Raw genomic sequence first — 18,472 nt, forward strand, 5'->3', positions numbered from 1 at the left:
TCCCTACAGCCCTTGCCCCCATACAGGAACCATTCACCCATGTACGACGCATCCCTGACCCTGGCCGACTTCGACCTGCAGCTGGCCAAGGCCATCCAGAGCGAGAAACGCCGCCAGGAAGACCATGTGGAACTCATCGCCTCCGAAAACTACGCCAGCCCGCTGGTGATGGCGGTGCAGAACTCGGTCTTCACCAACAAGTACGCCGAGGGCTACCCCGGCAAGCGCTACTACAGCGGCTGCGAGAACGTGGACGTGGCCGAGCGCCTGGCCGTGGAACGCGCCATGGCGCTGTTCGACTGCGACTACGCCAACGTGCAGCCCCATGCCGGCGCCCAGGCCAATGCCGCCGTGTTCCTGGCGCTGGCCCAGCCCGGCGACACCGTCATGGGCATGAACCTGGCCCAGGGCGGCCACCTGACGCATGGCAACCCGTCCAACTTCTCGGGCCGCCATTACCGCATCGTCCCCTACGGCCTGGACCCCGCCACGGGCCTGATCGATTACGACGAGATGGAGCGCATCGCCCTGGAGCACCGGCCCCGCATGCTCATCGGCGGCTTCTCTGCCTACTCGCGCCACAAGGACTGGGCCCGCATGCGCGCCATTGCCGACAAGGTGGGCGCCGTGTTCTGGGTGGACATGGCCCATGTCGCAGGCCTGGTGGCTGCGGGCGAATACCCCAGCCCACTGCCCCACGCGCATGTGGTCACCAGCACCACGCACAAGACGCTGCGCGGCCCGCGCGGCGGCCTGATCCTGTCCAAGGGACAGGACGAAACCTTCAACCGCCGCCTGAGCTCGGCCGTGTTCCCCGGCGTGCAGGGCGGGCCGCTGATGCATGTGATCGCCGCCAAGGCCGTCGCCTTCAAGGAGGCGCTGCAGCCCGGCTTCAAGGCCTACCAGCGCCAGGTGCTGGCCAACGCCCGCGCCATGGCCGCCATGATCCAGCAGCGCGGCTACCGCATCGTCTCGGGCGGCACGGACAACCACCTGATGCTGATCGACCTGTCCGACCGCAGCTACACCGGCAAGGACGCCGACGCCGCGCTCAGCGAGGCGCACATCACCACCAACAAGAACACCGTGCCCAACGACCCGCGCTCGCCCTTCGTGACCTCGGGCCTGCGCATAGGCACGCCCGCCGTCACCACGCGCGGCTTCGGCCAGGCGCAGTGCGAACAGCTGGCCGACTGGCTGTGCGATGTACTTGATGCGCTGGACGCGCAGGAAGGCGCCCGCTTTGCCAAGGTGGCGGCGCAGGTCAGGGAGCAGGTGACGGAGCTGTGCAGCCGCTATCCGGTGTACGGATAGCCCGCGCGCAGCCGTGATGGATCAAGGGTTGGCGTTGAGGTTGGGATTGGCGCAGGCGCCGTCCATCCCCGCCATCTCCGCCAGCTTCTGCATGCGCGAGCGCTGGTCCAGGCAGGCCTGGTGCTGGGCTTCGACCGCCTTTTGCTGCGCCAGCTTCGCGGCCTTGGCGCGCTCGGCCTGCAGCTGGGCGATGCGCTCGCGGATCTGGGGCATGGCGGCCACGGCGGCCTTTTCGCCTTCAAGAATGGCGCTGGCGCGCTGGGTGAAGTCGGCCGGGCCGATGTCCAGCACCTTGGGGCGGATGGTGATGTCGGCGCGGGCCAGCTCGGCCTGGCCCAGCTTCTGGCCCATGATGGCTATGGACTGGCCCAGTGCGCCCAGCATGTTCTCGGGCGCCTTGCCACGGGCCTTGTTGGAGATGTCCACGGCGATCACCAGATCGGCGCCCAGCTGGCGCGCGGCGTCCACGGGCACGGGGCTGGTGATGCCGCCATCGACGAAGTGGAACTTGCCGATGGCCACGGGCTGGAACACACCCGGGATGCTGCTGGAGGCACGCACCGCCTGCCCCGTATTGCCGCGCGCGAACACGGTGCGCTCGCCGTCTTCCAGCCGCGTGGACACCGCCACGAAGGGCTTGGCCAGCTGCTCCAGCGGCTTGCGGCCCACCTGTTCGTTCACATAGTCTTCGAGCTTCTGCCCCACCAGCAGGCCGCCCGAGGACAGCTGGAGGTCGCGGATTTTGGTTTCATCCAGCGCCACGGCTTTTTCCTGCAGCTCGAAGGCGTTCATGCCGCTCGCATACAGCGCCCCAACCACGCTGCCCGCGCTGGTGCCGGACACCACCGCAGGCGCAAGGCCATTGGCTTCCAGCATCTTGATGACGCCGATATGGGCAAAGCCCTTCACGGCTCCGCCGCCCAGGGCCAGACCGATCCTGATGGGCGCCACGGGTGTGCCCGGCGCGGTGGGCGTGGACTCGGGCGTGGCCGCCGAGGGGCTGGGCGGGTTGCTGCCGCAAGCGGCCAGCCCCGCCAGGCTCAGGTACACCAGTGGACGCAAAAGGGCTTTCAGGCGCATGCCAGGGATCCTGCTGTCGGATGACGAGATTCGGGGCGGGCAGTATAGCGGCAGGGGCGAACCACCGCCGGCGACGCATCATGCTGCGGACGGCAAAGTGCGCCCTGGGGTCGCTCAGGGATGCGAGGGCTCAAACCGCTGGATTCGCGCCAGCACGTCCGCCATGGCATCGCGGGCTTCGGCAAGGTCGTAGTCGGACTGCAGGTTGAGCCAGCTTTGCGCGTCCGTGCCAAAGAAGACCGCAAGGCGCAGCGCCGTATCCGCCGTGATGCCGCGCATGCCCTTCACGATCTCGTTGATGCGCCGGGGCGGAACATCGATGGCCTTTGCCAACGCGTACTGGCTCAGGCCCATGGGTTCGAGCCACTCGTGCATCAGGATTTCTCCTGGGTGCGGCCATTTGACTTCGCGGGTCATGTTGTAGTCCTTTCAGTGGTAATCCACGATCTCGACCTGGCTGGCATGGCCATCTGCCCAGACGAAGCAAAGGCGCCATTGCTCATTGATCCGAATGCTGTACTGGCCCCTGCGGCTTCCTTGAAGGGCCTCCAGTCTGTTGCCTGGAGGAATGCGCAGGAACTCCAGGGAGGTCGCTGCGTTCAGCTGCACCAGCTTGCGCATGGCAGCGGCCTCCAGGTTGGCGAACCGCGCAACGCGCTTGCCAAGCATCAATGCCTGGGTGTCTGCACATCTGAAATCGAGGATCATGGATCAATAATAACGACTCCCGTTATTAGCTGATGCTTACCCCGCCTGCAGTTAGGCCCTCTTGCATCAACTCCGGGGGCTGAGCAGTTCCCGCATCCCCTGCACAGCCTCCCGCAAAAACCCCCAGACCGCCTCGATGCGCTGAACCTGCCGGGCATCCGAGGGCATGCTCATCCAGAAGGTGCGGGTGAAGCAGGCCTCGGCGGGCAGCACGCGGCTGAGCACGGGGTCGCGGTCGGCGATGAAGGCGGGCAGCACGGCCAGGCCGGCGCCGGCGCGCACGGCCTCGTACTGGGCGGTGATGCTGGTGCTGCGAAAGGCAAAGCGCTCGGGCTGGAACAGGGTGGACAGAAGCTGCAGCTCGCGCGTGAACAGCAGGTCGTCCACATAGTGGATGAAGCTGTGGTGGCGCAGGTCCTCGGTGCGCGCCACCAGCGGGCGGCGCGCAAGGTATTCGCGCTGGCCGTAGAGGAACAGCCGGTAGTCCGTGAGCTTGGTGACCACGGCCGAGCCGCGCGTGGGGCGCTCCAGCGAGATGACGATGTCGGCCTCGCGCCGCGACAGGTGCAGCAGGCGCGGCAGGGCCAGCAGGTCGATGCTCAGCAGCGGATGGCGCTGCGTCAGCGCGGCCAGCTGCGGAGCCAGCAGCTGGGTGCCGAAGCCCTCGGTGGCGCCCACGCGCACCAGGCCGGACGGGCCCTGGCTTGCGGATTCGGCCGCCAGCGGCATGCGCTCCAGCCCGGCGGCGGCGCGCTGCATGGCGTCTGCCACGCCCAGCAGCTGTCGGCCGGCCTCCGTGGGCCGCCATTGGCCCGCTTCGCGCTCGAAGAGCACGGCCCCCAGCTGCTTTTCCAGGGCCTGGATGCGGCGCGACACCGTGGTGTGCTCCACGCCCAGTTGCCGCGCGGCGGCGGCCATGCTGCCGCTGCGCGCCAGCTCGCCAAAGAATCTCAGATGATCCCAATCCATGGGTCGAGGCCGCCTCAGTCGGCAGCGGCGCGGCGCGCGGCCAGCGTGCTGGGCGCACGCGCCAGCTCGTCGTTTTGCCGCACCAGGACGGCCATCATGTCCATGAACAGGCCCCGCTGCTCCTGCGGCAGCGGCTCCAGCATGCGCTGCTGGGCCCGCAGCACCGAGGGTTCGGCAGCGGCCAGCAGCGCGGCGCCTTCTGCGGTGACCGACAGCAGGCGCACGCGCCGGTCGGCCGGGCTGGTGTTGCGCACCATGAGGCCGCGCGCCTCCAGCCGGTCGATGACGCTGCCAATGGTCGAGGTATCGAAGCCGATCATCCGCGCCAGCGTGCGCTGGTCCACGCCTGGCTGGCGCAGCACGGCCGACAGCGCCGCGTACTGCACGGGGGTCACGCCGAATTCCTGGGTCTCCTCCATGAAGACGGCCACCGCGATCTGCTGCAGGCGGCGGATGTGGTAGCCGGGGTAGTTTTCTAGTTCTGCGGGTTGGTAGTCCATGGCCATTGCGCTCTTTTCCGTGTCCCTGCGGGCAAGCGCAGATGTTCGCATGAACCGCCCCCTCCGTTGGCGTTGGCTGGCGGACAGGTGATTCAACTGAACACGCTGTCCATCACCGTTTTGCCTGCATCCAGGGAAACCCCAGGCTGGCCTGATGCAAATCAACACTACACTCATCGTCAGCATACTGTTTAATTACTCGCGACGCAGCTTCCCCGCAGGCTGGCGACACGCACCACGAAGCACAGGACATCCATGAGCACCAGCATTTCTTCCCGGGCGCTGCCCGTTCTTGTGGCAGGCGGCGGCATTGGCGGCGTGGCGGCCGCGCTGGCCCTGGCCCACCAGGGATTCGCCGTCAAGGTGCTGGAGCAGGCGCCGCAGCTGGGCGAGATCGGCGCCGGCATACAGCTGGGGCCCAATGCATTCGCGGCCTTCGACGCGCTGGGCATTGGCGAGCTGGCCCGTGGCCGCGCGGTCTACACCGACGAGATGGTGATGCACGACGCGCTCGATGAACGACTGGTCGGCCGCATTCCCACGGGCGAGGCGTTTCGCGCCCGCTTCGGCAACCCGTATGCGGTGATCCACCGCGCCGACATCCACACCTCGCTGCTTGAAGGCGCGCGCGCCCACGGTCAAATCGAGACGCTGACGGGCACCCGCATCGAAGCCGTGCAGCAGGAGGGCGACACCGTCACCGTGCGCGACCAGCACGGCCAGGTCCATGTGGGCCAGGCCCTGATCGGCGCCGATGGCGTGAAATCCGTGGTGCGCCAGCAGTATGTGGGCGATGCGGCGCGTGTCTCCGGCCACGTGGTGTACCGCGCCGTGGTGGAGAAGAACGACTTCCCCGAGGACCTGCGCTGGAATGCGGCCAGCATCTGGGTCGGCCCCAACTACCACCTGGTGCACTACCCGCTGCGCGGCGGCGAGCAGTACAACGTGGTCGTCACCTTCCACAGCCGCGAGCAGGAGGAATGGGGCGTGCGCGAAGGCAGCCGCCAAGAGGTGCAAAGCTACTACAGCGACTGCTGCCCGCGCGCCCGCCAGCTCATAGACCTGCCCAAAAGCTGGAAGCGCTGGGCCACGGCCGACCGCGAGCCCACTGGCCAGTGGAGCTTCGGCCGCGCCACGCTGCTGGGCGATGCTGCCCACCCTACCCTGCAGTACATCGCCCAGGGCGCCTGCATGGCGCTGGAAGACGCGGTGACGCTGGGCCAGGCGCTCAAGCACTGCGGCAACGACTGGCCGCAGGCGCTGCGGCTGTACGAGCGCTCGCGCATTGCCCGCACGGCGCGCGTGGTGCTGTCCGCGCGCGAGATGGGCCGCATCTTCCACGCCAGCGCTGTGGAGCGCCTGGTGCGCAACGACCTCTGGAAGGGCCGCACGCCCCAGCGTTTCTACGACGCCATGGAATGGCTGTACGGCTGGAAGGCCGAAACCTGCCTCGCCGAAGACTGAACACAAGGAGACCGCCATGCAAGAACTTGGCCGCCTGGAAGACCTGCCCCAGGACTACCGCGACGAACTCACGCGCAACAACCTGGTGCCGCTGTGGCCCAGCCTGCGCAACGTGATGCCGCCGCACACGCCGCGCCCGCGCACCCAGCCGATTGCCTGGCCCTACCAGGCCATCCGACCGCTGCTCATGCAGGCCGGCGAGCTGACGCCCATCGAAAAGGCCGAGCGCCGCGTGCTGGTGCTGGCCAATCCCGGCCATGGGCTGGAGAAGATGCAGGCCAGCTCCTCCATCTACCTGGGCATGCAGCTGCTGCTGCCCGGCGAGTGGGCGCCCTCGCACCGCCACACGCCCAATGCCGTGCGCATGGTGGTGGAAGGCCAGGGCGCATGGAGCTTGGTCGACGGCGAGAAATGCCCCATGGAGCGCGGCGACCTGATCCTCACGCCCACGGGCCTGTGGCACGAGCATGGCCATGACGGCGACGAGCCCGTGGTCTGGCTCGATGTGCTGGACCTGCCCCTGGCCTACTACCTGGAAGTCACCTACCACGTGGACGGCCCACGCCAGCCCGCCCTGCCCGGCCGTGGCGACCGGGCGTATGCGCGCGGCGGCCTGGCACCCACGCAGGTGTTCGCCCGCAGCGCCAAGGCCTACCCCATGCTGCGCTACCCCTGGAAGGACGCGCGCGCCGCCCTGCTGGAGCTGGCCGCCGACCGGCCGGATCTGGACTGCGTGCAGCTGGCCTACACCAACCCCGAGACCGGGGCCGACTGCGAAAACATCCTGGGCTTCTACGCACTGATGCTGCGCCCGGGCCAGACGCTGCAGCTGCCCGCCCGCTCGCCGGCCTGCGTGTTCCATGTCATCGAGGGCGGCGCCAGCGTGGCCGCCGTGGGCCGCCATTTCGACCTGGCCCCGGCCGACACCTGCTGCGTGCCCGGCTGGGCGCCCGCCACGCTGACCAATGCCAGCGCCAGCGAGCCCGCCTTCCTCTTCCTGGCCGACGAGGCTCCTTTGCACCGAAAGCTGGGCCTCTACGAAGTCCGGCCTTGAATCCTCCGATGTCTCTTTACTCCCCCATCGCCAATACCATGACCGCCCCCCAATACCTCTGGACCCCGCCCCCCGTCCAATGCCTGCCCGTGCGCGGCAGCACGCAGCGCCTGCCCGTGAACCGCCTGTTCTTCGTGGGCCGCAACTACCACGCCCATGCCGTCGAGATGGGCCGCCCGGTGGACAAGAGCGTGGAGCGCCCCTTCTACTTCACCAAGGCGCCCTCCACGCTGACCGAATCGGGTGCCACCGTGGCCTACCCGCCCGAGACGAACAACTACCACTTTGAGATGGAACTGGTGGTGGCCATCGGCAAGGCGGGCTTTCGCATTGCGGCGGACCAAGCGCATGAACATATCTACGGCTACGCCTGCGGCCTGGACATGACGCGCCGCGACCTGCAACTGGTGGCGCGCGACAAGGGCCGGCCCTGGGACCTGGGCAAGGATGTGGAGCAGTCCTCGGTGGCCAGCGAGATCGTGCCCATGCCGGGCCAGGTGATCGAATCCGGCGCCATTGCACTGGCCGTCAATGGCGAGACAAAGCAGCAGTCCGACGTGGACAAGCTGATCTGGAACATCCGCGAAATCATTGCCGACCTCTCGCTGTTCTATCACCTGCAGCCCGGCGACCTCATCTACACGGGCACGCCCGAAGGCGTGGGCGCCGTGCTGCCGGGCGACCGCATCACCGGCCATGTGCAGGGCGTGGGCGAGATCGCGCTTACCGTGGGCCAGCCCGAATAAGACCGGGGAGACCACCACCATGAAGCTCTACAGCTTTTTCCGCAGCGGCACCTCTCACCGCCTGCGCATCGCGCTCCACCTCAAGGGCCTGCGCCCTGACTACTTTCCCGTGGACCTGCGCGTGGACGAACAGGCCCAGGCGCCGTTCAAGCAGGTCAACCCGCAGGGCCTGGTGCCAGCACTGACTCTGGACGACGGCCGCACGCTGATCCAGTCGCCGGCCATCATCGAATGGCTGGAGGAGCGCCACCCCGAGCCGCCGCTGCTGCCCGCCGACCCCGAGGACCGCGCCCAGGTGCGCGCGCTGGCCGCCATCGTGGGCTGCGACGTGCATCCCATCAACAACCGCCGCATCCTGCAGACCCTGCGCCGCCAGTTCGGTGCGGACGAGGCCGCCATCAACGCCTGGTGTGCCACCTGGATTGCCGACGGCTTCGACGCCATCGAGGCCCTGCTGGCACGCGACACGCAGCGCGGCGACTTCTGCTTCGGCCACGCACCCACGCTGGCCGATGTCTACCTGGTGCCCCAGATCGAAAGCGCACGCCGCTTTGGCGTGGACCTGGACCGCTGGCCGCTGATCAGCGCTGTGGACAGGGCCTGCGCGGCCCTGCCCGCCTTTGCGCAGGCCGCGCCCCTGGCCCAGCCTGACGCCGGCTGAACCTCGCCTGAACCCCGCCGCGCCTTTGCCGGCAGCCCTACCCCGCCCCGAGTCCTCGCCAGAAGGACCGGGGCATTGCAAGCAGTGAAAAAAGCAGATCCAACAGGAGACAGACTGTGAAAGCATCCCCATCCAACCGCCTCGGCGCCGTCCCCTCCCGCCGCAAGGCCCTTGCAGGCGCCGCCCTGCTGCTGGCCTCCATCGCCCCGCTGCATTGCGCCTGGGCACAGGCAGGCTCCAGCAGCGCCGCCAGCTTTCCCACGCGCCCCGTCACCGTGATCACGGCCTTTGCCGTGGGCAGCGGCCCTGACGCCGTGCTGCGCATCGTGGGCGAAAAGCTTTCCGCCCGCTGGAAGCAGGGCGTGACCGTGGACAACCGCCCAGGCGGGGGCGGCTTTGTCGCCATCGAAGCCGCACGCCGCGCCAAGCCCGACGGCTACACCCTGCTGCAGCTCGACAGCGAACATGTCTCCGCCCTGCCCTACCTCTACAAGCAGCGCAACTTCCACCCGCTGCAGCACTTCGACCCGGTGGCGCCGCTGTTCCTCACGCCCTTCTTCGTGGCCGTGCCCACGAACTCGCCGTGGAAGAGCATGGGCGACCTGATCAAGGCGGCCAAGTCCGAGCCCGGCAAGGTCAGCTACGGCTCCTGGGGCGTGGGCAGCCCAGGCCACCTGGGCGGCGAATGGCTGGACTTCCTGACCGGCAGCAAGATGACCCATGTGCCCTACCGCGAGGTCAGCCAGCTCTATACCTCGGTGGCCAATGGCGATCCGGCCTGGAGCTTTGCCAGCATTCCCTCCAGCCAGGGCATCTACAAATCCGGCAAGATCCGCTACCTGGCCGTGGCCGCGCCCCAGCGCATCGCCCAGATGCCCGACGTGCCCACCGTGGCCGAATCGGGCGGCCCCGCCGACCTGATCGTGAACTCCTTCGTCTCCCTGCTGGCGCCCAAGGGCGTGGACGCCGCCCTGCGCGACAGGATCCACGCCGACGTGGTCGCCGTGCTGCAGGACGCGCAGGTGCGCGAGAAATTCGCCACCTTCGCCTTCCAGCCCATCACCTGGGAGGTGCCGGAAATGGAGAAATTCGCCAAGACCAAGGCGGACCAGTACAAGCTGCTGATCCAGAAGGCGAACATCAGCCTGGATTGAGAGCACCGAATAGACAAAGCAACGGGGCGTAGCGCCCTGTCGCCCCCGCACCCCGGCCCCTCCTCCCCATATGCCCGCGCCTGCGTCGTGGCGGTTGCGGGGTTGCAGTCCTGCCGAAGGACAGGACTGCTTCGTCAACTGAATCGCCGTGATTGTCTGAACGTAGCGCGCAGCGCGAAGTGAGTTTCACGGCGAACCCCGCAACCGCCACGACGCAGGTTGCCCCGTAGCGAAGCGAAGGGGACGCGGGCATTTGGGCGCGTTTCTTTGCCTCCTTTCTTGTCGCGCGACAAGAAAGGAGGTCGGCCGCCGGGCCGAAACCCGGCCTCGAAAAACAACCGCCCGGCAGGGACCCAAAAAGAGTCGGGATGCAATACTGAATACCTGCCAAGCCAGCTCATTGCCCAACCACTTCAACCCTGCGACTGCGGATTCGCAAACCCCGCCACCTGCTCGTAATGGCGGGCAATGGCGCGAAGCTCATCCTGGCTGATCAGCTCGTCGATATGGCCGAAGGGCTGGCCGCCACTGAGCTCGTCGGCCTTCATGATGATGAAGTCGGGCGGCGTGGAGCGGTTGGTCAGCACCACCTGGCTGGTGGCGGGCAGGCGGCTGGCCTCATAGGCGGCCAGCAGCGCCAGCGGGTCGCCTTGCGGGTCGGCGGCCAGCAGGTCGGCCAGCACCCGCGCATCGCGCATGGCCTGGGCCGAGCCGTTGGAGCCGCGCGGATACATGGGGTGGGCGGCATCGCCCAGCAGGGTCACGCGGCCGAAGCTCCACTGGTCCACGGGGTCCTTGTCCACCATGGGGTACTCGAAGATGGTCTCGGCCGAGCGGATCAGGGCCGGCACATCCAGCCAGTCGAAGCTCCAGCCGCCAAAAATCTCCAGCACATCCTCCATGCGCCCGGCGCGATTCCAGTCGTTCATGCGCATCTGCGGGTCGCGGATCTCGGCCACCCAGTTGATGCGCTGCATGCCCTGGCCGTCGACGTTGTCCTCGATGGGATAGATCACCATCTTGCCGGTATCGACCGAGCCGATGCGCAAATAGCTCTTGCCCGTGAGGATGGGCTTGAAGCGCGAGACGCCGCGCCAGGTGTTGATGCCGCCGAAGGCCAGCTCCTCCTGCGGATAGAACTGGCGCCGCACGGCGGAGTTGACGCCATCGCAGGCCACGACGATGTCGGCCGTGGCGGACGGCGGCACATGGCCCTGGGCATCCGGCGCGAAATGCACGGTGGCGCCATGGGCCGACTGGTCCACGCGCACGCAGCGGTGGCCCGTGTGCACGGCACCCGGGCCCAGGCGCTGCACGGCGGCCTCGAAGAGAACGCGGTGCAGGCGGCCCCGGTGTATGCCCAGCTCGGGCAGTTCGTAGCCGGCATGGCGGCCACGCGGCTCGCGGTAGACGAACTGGCCATAGCGGTTGAAGAACACGCTCTCCAGGTTCTCGATCGCCTGGGCCTCCAGCTGCGGCTGCAGGCCCAGGTCGCTGAGTTCGCGCATGGCATGCGGCAGCAGGGTAATGCCCGCGCCGATCTCGCGGACCTCGGGCACGGCCTCGAAGACTTCGCAGGCAATGCCTCTTTGATGCAGGGCCAATGCCAGGCACAGGCCTCCGATGCCGCCCCCCACGATCGCTACTTTCATCCGCTGACTCTCCATGCTTTCTCCAGGGGCGCCTTGGGCGCCCGTCCCGCCTACTCGGCGGTAATCCCCCGCGCCTTGACCAGATCGGCCCAGCGCCGGGCGTCCTTTTGCACCAGGGCCTTGAACTCGGCCGGCGTGCTGCCGGCCGGATCCATGCCCTGGGGCGCGAAGGCATGCCGGACTTCATCCGACGCCAAAATCGCGCGGATCTCGCGATTGAGGGCATCGACCTGGTCCGCCGGCATGCCGGCCGGCGCAAACACGCCGTACCACATATCCACGTTCACATCGCCCGCCTTGGCCTCCTTGAGCGTGGGCACATCGGGCAGCAGCGGGTGGCGCCGCTGGCTGCCAATGCCCAGCGCGCGCAGCTTGCCGGCCTTCACATGCGTCAATGCCACATGAATGGGCAGGAACATGCATTCCACCTGGCCGCCCAGCAGGTCCGTCAGCGCCGGGCCTGTTCCGCGATACGGGATGTGCGTGATCGACACCCCGGCCGTGCTCTTGAAAAGCTCCATGGCCATATGGTGCGGAGTGCCCACTCCCGGCGAGGCGTAATTGATACGGCCCGGCGAGGCCTTGGCGGCCTTCACCAGATCGGCCGCCGTCTGATAGGCCGAGGCCGTGGGCGTCACCAAAATCAACTGCCCCCAACTGGTCAGCGTCACAGGTTCGAGGTCTGTCAGCGGATTGAATGGCAATTTGGGATACAGCGATGCATTCATCACCAGGGTATTCACTGTCACCAAAAGCGTCTGGCCATTGGCGGGCGAGCGCACAACGGCCTCGGTGCCGATATTTCCAGAGGCGCCCGGCTTGTTCTCCACCACCACGGGCCGGCCCTGGCGCTTGGCCAGCAAAGGTCCGATGGTTCGCGCTATCGTGTCGATTCCTGTTCCGGGAGTGAAAGGCACAATCAATTTCAGAGGCACACTCTCGGTACTGGCGATGGCACCTGCTACGGGTAAACCCAATACTCCCAATCCGCTCGTCTTCAAAAATTGCCGTCTGCCAACAAAATTTCGCATGTAGACCTCTTTTGTAGTTAGCATGCAAACGCATGGTAATCATGCACCAAAATGGGCACAATTGGTGGAAATCGAATGAATACTGGACACTTCTGCAAGAATACTAGACGCATATGGACACGATGACGCCTGCACCACTGCCGCTATATCAGCGCCCTGGCTTTTTGCTGCGGCGCGCTCACCAGATTTCGGTCGGCATTTTTGAAGAGCAATGCCGCCCCCTGGGACTGACGCCGCCACAGTACGGCGCCCTGGTCCTGATCGACGCCTCCCCCGGCTCCGACCAAAGCTCCCTGGCCCGCGCCATGGGCTTTGACAAGGTGACCACGCTGCGCCTGGTGCGCGGGCTGGAAGAGCGCGAATACGTGCACCGCGCCCTGAGCACGCGCGACCGCCGCCAGCATGAACTGACGCTGACCGACAAGGGCCGCGCCCTTCTGGCCGCCAGCGTGCCGCTGGTGGACCAGGCCTACCACCGCCTGGTGTCCCCGCTGGAAGACGGCGAGCTGCAGGAGCTGCTGCGCCTGCTGGCCAAGCTGGAGTCCGGCCTGGGCGCCAATGCCCGCGTGAAGCTGGAGCCGCTGCGCAAGCCCGGCGCCCGCGCCGTTCAGACCCCGGCTCCTTCCGACGACGCCCGCCTGCCGGCCACCGGCACGGACTGAGCCGCTGACCGCCTGAACCAGCATGGGCTGCGCCTGCCGCAGGCCATGCTCTTTTTTGCGCCAGCATGTGCAAAAACGCACATGAATACTGCACATATCTCCATTGCTTGCGAAAAACCGCACAGCTACCATGCGATGAACGCCCGGCGCACGCATGCCGGGCTGACACCACCGCAACAGGAGACAAGCCATGAATGCATCCACGTCCGCCAAGGTTTTGGCGCCCACGGTCAAGCTGCTGATCAACGGCAAGCTGGTCGAATCCCAAAGCACCCAATGGCGCGATGTGGTCAACCCGGCCACGCAGGAAGTGCTGGCCCGTGTGCCCTTTGCCACGCCCGACGAGGTCAACGCCGCCGTCGCCAACGCCAAGGAAGCCTTCAAGACCTGGCGCAAGACCCCCATTGGCCAGCGCGCCCGCATCTTCCTGAAGCTGCAGCAACTGATCCGCGAGAACATGAAGGAACTGGCCGCCCTGCTGACCGCCGAACAGGGCAAGACCCTGCCTGACGCGGAAGGCGATGTCTTCCGCGGCCTGGAAGTGGTGGAGCATGCGGCCAACATCGGCTCGCTGCAGTTGGGCGAGCTGGCCAACAACGTGGCCAACGGCGTGGACACCTATTCCGTGCTGCAGCCCCTGGGCGTGTGCGCGGGCATCACCCCCTTCAACTTCCCGGCCATGATTCCGCTGTGGATGTTCCCCATGGCCATCGCCACGGGCAACACCTTCGTGCTCAAGCCCTCCGAGCAGGACCCCATGGTCACCATGCGCCTGTGCGAGCTGGCGCTGGAAGCCGGCATTCCGCCCGGCGTGCTGAACGTGGTGCACGGCGGCGAGGACGTGGTCAATGCCATCTGCGACCACCCCGATATCAAGGCCATCAGCTTCGTGGGCTCCACCAAGGTCGGCACCCATGTCTACAACCGTGCCAGCCTGGCCGGCAAGCGCGTGCAATGCATGATGGGTGCCAAGAACCACGCCATCGTCATGCCTGACGCCAACAAGGAGCAAACGCTCAACGCCCTGCTGGGCGCAGCCTTCGGTGCGGCAGGCCAGCGCTGCATGGCGCTGTCGGTGGCCGTGCTGGTGGGCGATGCACAGAAGTGGATTCCCGAGCTGGTGGAAAAGTCCAAGACCCTCAAGGTCAGCGGCGGCACCGAGCCCGGCACCGACGTGGGCCCGCTGGTGTCCTGCGCGGCGCTGTCGCGTGTGGAAAGCCTGATCGAACGCGGCCTGGCCGATGGAGCCAAGCTGGAACTGGACGGCCGCAAGCCCCAGGTGGCCGGCTACGACAAGGGCAACTTCGTCGGCCCCACCGTGTTCAGCGGTGTCAAGCCCGGCATGAGCGTGTATGACCAGGAAATCTTCGGCCCCGTGCTGTGCCTGGCGGCTGCCGACAGCCTGGACGAGGCCATCGAGTTCATCAACGCCAACCCCAACGGCAACGGCACGGCCATCTTCACGCAGTCGGGCGCGGCGGCGCGCAAGTTCCAGGAAGACATCGACGTGGGCCAGGTCGGCATCAACGTGCCGATTCCCGTGCCGGTTCCGCTGTTCTCCTTCACGGGCAGCCGCGCCTCCAAGCTGGGCGACCTGGGCCCCTACGGCAAGCAGGTCGTGCTGTTCTATACGCAGACCAAGACCGTCACGGCGCGCTGGTTCGACGACAGCACCACCAGCCAGGGCGTGAACACCACCATCAGCCTGCGCTGATGCACGGGTCGGCGGGCCTGGATTGATCCGGGGCAGGCCCCGGCTCTGGGATGATGGCGGCATGCGTTTTCCAATGACCGCCTCCCTCTCCCGGGGCCTGGGTGCCGCCTTGCTGACCGCCCTGGCCGCCCTGCCCCTGACCCTTCACGCGCAGGCCGGTGCAGCCTGCGACCCGGCCTCCACCGCCGCCGCCAGCCGCAATGCCTGTGCGGTCCAGGCCTTCCAGGAGGCCGACACCGCGCTCAACATCCGCTACCTGGATGTCATGCAGCAACTGCCCCAGGGCAAGCGCACGGGCCTGCGCCATGACCAGAACGGCTGGATCAAGGGTCGCACGGCGCGCTGCAAGGCCGCCACGCGCGACAGCGAAACCCAGCCTGAAGGCCCGCGCCTGTACCACGAATGCCTCACGGCCGCGACACAGGAGCGCATGCAGGCGCTGGAGCGCTGGCTGCAGCACTGACCGCCGCACGCACCGACAGGCATCGACAGGCGCCCACAGGCCCCGAAAGCCCCCCCCAGAACAACAAGGGCCCCAGAGCCCAACGCAGGAGACAAGCCAGCCATGGACTTCGAACTCAACGACGACCAGCGCGCCTTTGCCGAATCGGCCCGCGCCTTTGCCCAGGCCGAACTCGCGCCCCATGCCGCGCACTGGGACCGTGAATCCATCTTCCCGCGCGAGGCCATCGCCAAGGCGGGCGAACTGGGCTTTTGCGGCCTGTACGCGCCGGAAAACGCCGGCGGCCTGCAACTGCCGCGCCTGGACGCCACCATGGTTTTCGAGGAACTGGCCGCCGTCGATCCCTCCACCACCGCCTTCATCACCATCCACAACATGGCCACCTGGATGCTGGGCACCTGGGCCACCGACGCCGTGCGCGCCGAATGGGGCGAGGCCCTGACCAGCGGCCGCAAGCTGGCCAGCTACTGCCTGACCGAACCCGGCGCGGGCTCGGACGCCGGCTCGCTCAAGACCCGGGCCGAACTGGCGGGCCATGAATACATCATCAACGGCGCCAAGGCCTTCATCAGCGGCGCGGGCAGCACCGACATGCTGGTGCTGATGGCCAGAACGGGCGACGCAGGCTCGGGCGCCAGCGGCATCTCCGCCTTTGCCGTGCCCGCCGACCTGCCCGGCATCAGCTACGGCAAGAAGGAAGAAAAAATGGGCTGGAACAGCCAGCCCACGCGCGTCATCAGCTTCGACAACGTGCGCATTCCCGCGCACAACCTGCTGGGCCGCGAGGGCGAAGGCTTCAAGATCGCCATGAAGGGACTGGACGGCGGGCGCATCAACATCGCCACCTGCTCCGTGGGCGCTGCCCAGGGCGCGCTGACCCAGGCCCAGCAGTACATGCACGAGCGCAAGCAGTTCGGCAAGCCCATTGCCAGCTTCCAGGCGCTGCAGTTCAAGCTGGCCGACATGGCCACCGAACTCGTGGCCGCGCGCCAGATGGTGCGCCTGGCCGCCTCCAAGCTCGATGCCGGCGCGCGCGACGCCTCCACCTACTGCGCCATGGCCAAGCGCTTTGCCACCGATGCCGGCTTCATGGTCTGCAACGAAGCTCTGCAACTGCACGGCGGCTACGGCTACATCCGCGAATACCCGCTGGAGCGCCTCATGCGCGATGCCCGCGTGCACCAGATCCTCGAAGGCACGAACGAAATCATGCGCGTCATCATCGCGCGGCGCATGCTGGAAGGCGATGCGCCCGACATGATCCGCTGACTCATCCACATCCCGCCCACGCCATGCCCGCCCGCCCGCTCTCCGACACCACGCTGCACCTCATAGACGCCGTGCGCGAAGCCCTGGCCGGCTGCGACGACGTGCAGGAAAAGCGCATGTTCGGCTGCCATGTCTTCATGGTCAACGGCAAGCTGTGCCTGGGCGTGGAAGACGACGAACTGCTGGTGCGCCTGCCGCCCTCGCAGCACGCGGCCGTGGCCGAGACGCCGGGCCTGCGCCCGCTCTCGTCCAAGGGCCAGATGGACGGCTACTTCTTCATCGGCCCCGCCGCCTACGCCACGCGCCAGCAGTGGCAGCACTGGATTGCCCAGGCCCTGGCCTTCAACCCCCACGCCAAGGCCACGCCCCCGAAAAAGCGCAAGGCCCAGGCCAGCGAACCCGCGCCCGCCGACGCAAAGACACCGCCAGTGCCGCCCGCCCCGGCCGGGCGCCGCACACGCAAGCACCCCATCTTCGGCGACGAATAAGCCGCCTTTGCAGGAGAGCCCCATGCCCATCCGCATCGTCCAGCTAGGCAGCCCCCGCCACGCCGATGAAGGCCTGCGCATAGGCACCGTGCGCCGCCCGCCGCGCGGCGTGCCCAAGGCCGAATTCGCCAGCCGCGACTACTACGACGTCTGGTACCCCGAACTCTCGCCCCAGCCCGACACCATGCACACCGCGCTCGAATCGCACCGGCTGCAGGACCACGGCCAGCAGGCCGAAGCAGACAAGCTCTGGCAGCAATTCGTGCGCAAATTCCGCAAGGAAATGGCCGAACCCGCCGCCAGCCGCACCCTGGACCTGCTGGCCGCCCTCTCGCAGCACAGCGCCTTCGCCATCGGCTGCTACTGCGAGCAGGAGGCGCGCTGCCATCGCGGCATCCTGCGCTCCCTGCTCAAGGAACGCGGCGCCGACATCGCGAACGGTGACAAGGACACCGGCGACATGAATCCCGGCGAAAAGTACACCGACGACACGGTCCACTGAGACACACCACAAGCTTCACAACACAGGAGACAAGCACATGCAGATCGCATTCATCGGACTCGGCAACATGGGCGGCCCCATGGCCATCAACCTGCACAAGGCAGGCCACACGGTCAAGGCCTTCGACCTCTCCAAAGACGCCTGCGCCAAGGTCGCCGCTGAAGGCCTGGCCATTGCCGCCAGCGCCGAAGACGCCGTGCAGGGCGCCGAAGCCGTGGTCTCCATGCTGCCCGCCAGCCAGCATGTGGAAGGCCTATACCTCGGCCGTGACGGCGCGGCCGGCCTGCTGCAGCGCATTGCCAAGGGCGCGCTCATCATCGACAGCTCCACCATCGCCGCCGCCACCAGCCAAAAGGTCGCCAAGGCCGCCCAGGCCGCAGGCATTGCCTTCATCGACGCCCCCGTCTCCGGCGGCACGGGCGGCGCCATTGCTGGCACCCTCACCTTCATGGTGGGCGGCAGCGACGCCGACCTCGAACACGCCCGCCCTCTGCTCGAAAAAATGGGCGCCAACATCTTCCACGCCGGCGCCGTGGGCGCGGGCCAGACCGCCAAGATCTGCAACAACATGCTGCTGGGCATCCTCATGATCGGCACCAGCGAAGCCATCGCCCTGGGCGTGGCCAACGGCCTGGACCCCAAGGTCCTCAGCGAAATCATGCGACGCAGCTCGGGCGGCAACTGGGCCCTGGAAAAATACAACCCCTTCCCCGGCGTCCACGAAAACGCCCCCGCCTCCAAGAACTACGCAGGCGGCTTCGGCACCGACCTAATGCTCAAGGACCTGGGCCTGGCCCAGGAAAACGCCATGGCCGTCAAGGCCTCCACGCCCCTGGGCGGCATGGCCCGCGCCATGTACGCCATGCACTCCATCGCCGGCAACGGCGCCCTGGACTTCTCCAGCGTCATCCGCTCCCTGCAAAAGAACGGCTGACCGCCAGGCTCAGGCCAGCGGGCAATGCCCTGCACCCGCACCCCCCAATCCCGTATGCCCGCGCCTGCGTCGGGCCGCCTGCGGGGTTGCAGTCCTGCCGCAGGACA

The 18,472-nt window shown here is 67.3% G+C and carries 20 protein-coding genes; 13 read left to right on the forward strand and 7 right to left on the reverse strand.

Going from position 1 to position 18,472, the window contains the following annotated elements; all coding sequences use genetic code 11:
* Positions 1–39 precede the first annotated feature (39 nt).
* Positions 40–1,314 carry a serine hydroxymethyltransferase gene (gene glyA / locus ACM14_RS08185; protein WP_065345857.1) on the forward strand — a complete coding sequence of 425 codons (1,275 nt, stop codon included), beginning with the start codon at positions 40–42 and terminating at the stop codon, positions 1,312–1,314.
* Positions 1,315–1,335: 21 nt separating this feature from the next.
* On the opposite strand, the gene ACM14_RS08190 is transcribed toward glyA, so the two are convergent.
* From ACM14_RS08190 to ACM14_RS08210, 5 genes are all read right to left on the reverse strand, one after another.
* Positions 1,336–2,394 (reverse strand): patatin-like phospholipase family protein, encoded by a 1,059-nt coding sequence (locus ACM14_RS08190; protein WP_065345858.1) that lies wholly within the window; start codon positions 2,392–2,394, stop codon positions 1,336–1,338.
* Positions 2,395–2,508: 114 nt separating this feature from the next.
* Positions 2,509–2,811: a HigA family addiction module antitoxin gene (locus ACM14_RS08195; protein WP_063326188.1), complete on the reverse strand. Its 303-nt coding sequence runs from the start codon at positions 2,809–2,811 to the stop codon at positions 2,509–2,511.
* A gap of 12 nt (positions 2,812–2,823) precedes the next feature.
* The gene (locus ACM14_RS08200) at positions 2,824–3,102 is read right to left on the reverse strand and encodes a type II toxin-antitoxin system RelE/ParE family toxin (RefSeq protein ID WP_013802475.1); all 279 of its coding nucleotides are present in this window, start codon (positions 3,100–3,102) and stop codon (positions 2,824–2,826) included.
* Between the two features lie 66 nt (positions 3,103–3,168).
* Entirely contained in the window at positions 3,169–4,071 is a 903-nt protein-coding gene (locus ACM14_RS08205; RefSeq protein WP_063326189.1) for a LysR family transcriptional regulator, read from the reverse strand.
* A 14-nt stretch (positions 4,072–4,085) separates the two neighbouring features.
* Complete coding sequence (locus ACM14_RS08210; protein WP_013802477.1) at positions 4,086–4,622, reverse strand: MarR family winged helix-turn-helix transcriptional regulator; 537 nt, start codon at positions 4,620–4,622, stop codon at positions 4,086–4,088.
* 204 nt (positions 4,623–4,826) lie between these two features.
* On the opposite strand from ACM14_RS08210, the gene ACM14_RS08215 reads away from it, so the two are divergent.
* The 5 genes from ACM14_RS08215 (at position 4,827) to ACM14_RS08235 (ending at position 9,650) form a co-directional block, all read left to right on the forward strand.
* Positions 4,827–6,035, forward strand: coding sequence for a 3-hydroxybenzoate 6-monooxygenase (locus ACM14_RS08215; RefSeq protein ID WP_065345859.1), 1,209 nt, complete (start codon positions 4,827–4,829; stop codon positions 6,033–6,035).
* A gap of 16 nt (positions 6,036–6,051) precedes the next feature.
* Positions 6,052–7,089, forward strand: coding sequence for a cupin domain-containing protein (locus tag ACM14_RS08220; RefSeq protein WP_065345860.1), 1,038 nt, complete (start codon positions 6,052–6,054; stop codon positions 7,087–7,089).
* Between the two features lie 38 nt (positions 7,090–7,127).
* Positions 7,128–7,835 (forward strand): fumarylacetoacetate hydrolase family protein, encoded by a 708-nt coding sequence (locus ACM14_RS08225; protein ID WP_065345861.1) that lies wholly within the window; start codon positions 7,128–7,130, stop codon positions 7,833–7,835.
* Between the two features lie 19 nt (positions 7,836–7,854).
* On the forward strand, positions 7,855–8,496 hold the full coding sequence (gene maiA, locus ACM14_RS08230; protein ID WP_065345862.1) for a maleylacetoacetate isomerase: 642 nt from the start codon (positions 7,855–7,857) through the stop codon (positions 8,494–8,496).
* Positions 8,497–8,612: 116 nt separating this feature from the next.
* Positions 8,613–9,650 carry a tripartite tricarboxylate transporter substrate binding protein gene (locus ACM14_RS08235; protein ID WP_065345863.1) on the forward strand — a complete coding sequence of 346 codons (1,038 nt, stop codon included), beginning with the start codon at positions 8,613–8,615 and terminating at the stop codon, positions 9,648–9,650.
* A 413-nt stretch (positions 9,651–10,063) separates the two neighbouring features.
* Here the strand turns inward: ACM14_RS08235 and ACM14_RS08240 are convergent, their stop codons facing one another.
* Positions 10,064–11,302: a flavin-dependent oxidoreductase gene (locus ACM14_RS08240; protein ID WP_065345864.1), complete on the reverse strand. Its 1,239-nt coding sequence runs from the start codon at positions 11,300–11,302 to the stop codon at positions 10,064–10,066.
* 50 nt (positions 11,303–11,352) lie between these two features.
* A complete protein-coding gene (locus tag ACM14_RS08245) occupies positions 11,353–12,333 on the reverse strand; it encodes a tripartite tricarboxylate transporter substrate binding protein (protein WP_034393422.1) in 981 nt (326 codons plus the stop codon).
* Positions 12,334–12,455: 122 nt separating this feature from the next.
* Here ACM14_RS08245 and ACM14_RS08250 point away from each other — a divergent pair, with 122 nt between their 5' ends.
* The 7 genes from ACM14_RS08250 (at position 12,456) to mmsB (ending at position 18,365) form a co-directional block, all read left to right on the forward strand.
* Positions 12,456–12,995, forward strand: a complete 540-nt coding sequence (locus ACM14_RS08250; RefSeq protein ID WP_232240351.1) for a MarR family winged helix-turn-helix transcriptional regulator — start codon at positions 12,456–12,458, stop codon at positions 12,993–12,995.
* A gap of 190 nt (positions 12,996–13,185) precedes the next feature.
* The gene (locus tag ACM14_RS08255; RefSeq protein WP_012205523.1) at positions 13,186–14,709 is read left to right on the forward strand and encodes a CoA-acylating methylmalonate-semialdehyde dehydrogenase; all 1,524 of its coding nucleotides are present in this window, start codon (positions 13,186–13,188) and stop codon (positions 14,707–14,709) included.
* Between the two features lie 73 nt (positions 14,710–14,782).
* The gene (locus ACM14_RS08260; RefSeq protein WP_034367521.1) at positions 14,783–15,172 is read left to right on the forward strand and encodes a lysozyme inhibitor LprI family protein; all 390 of its coding nucleotides are present in this window, start codon (positions 14,783–14,785) and stop codon (positions 15,170–15,172) included.
* A gap of 102 nt (positions 15,173–15,274) precedes the next feature.
* Positions 15,275–16,441 carry an acyl-CoA dehydrogenase family protein gene (locus ACM14_RS08265; protein WP_065345865.1) on the forward strand — a complete coding sequence of 389 codons (1,167 nt, stop codon included), beginning with the start codon at positions 15,275–15,277 and terminating at the stop codon, positions 16,439–16,441.
* Between the two features lie 23 nt (positions 16,442–16,464).
* Complete coding sequence (locus ACM14_RS08270) at positions 16,465–16,929, forward strand: TfoX/Sxy family protein (protein ID WP_065345866.1); 465 nt, start codon at positions 16,465–16,467, stop codon at positions 16,927–16,929.
* 22 nt (positions 16,930–16,951) lie between these two features.
* The gene (locus ACM14_RS08275; RefSeq protein WP_065345872.1) at positions 16,952–17,431 is read left to right on the forward strand and encodes a DUF488 domain-containing protein; all 480 of its coding nucleotides are present in this window, start codon (positions 16,952–16,954) and stop codon (positions 17,429–17,431) included.
* 37 nt (positions 17,432–17,468) lie between these two features.
* Positions 17,469–18,365 carry a 3-hydroxyisobutyrate dehydrogenase gene (mmsB, locus tag ACM14_RS08280; protein ID WP_065345867.1) on the forward strand — a complete coding sequence of 299 codons (897 nt, stop codon included), beginning with the start codon at positions 17,469–17,471 and terminating at the stop codon, positions 18,363–18,365.
* Positions 18,366–18,472 lie beyond the last annotated feature (107 nt).

Origin of the sequence: Delftia sp. JD2 (genome assembly GCF_001682645.1) — a bacterium.
In the GTDB taxonomy this organism is placed as follows: Bacteria; Pseudomonadota; Gammaproteobacteria; order Burkholderiales; family Burkholderiaceae_C; genus Comamonas; species Comamonas acidovorans.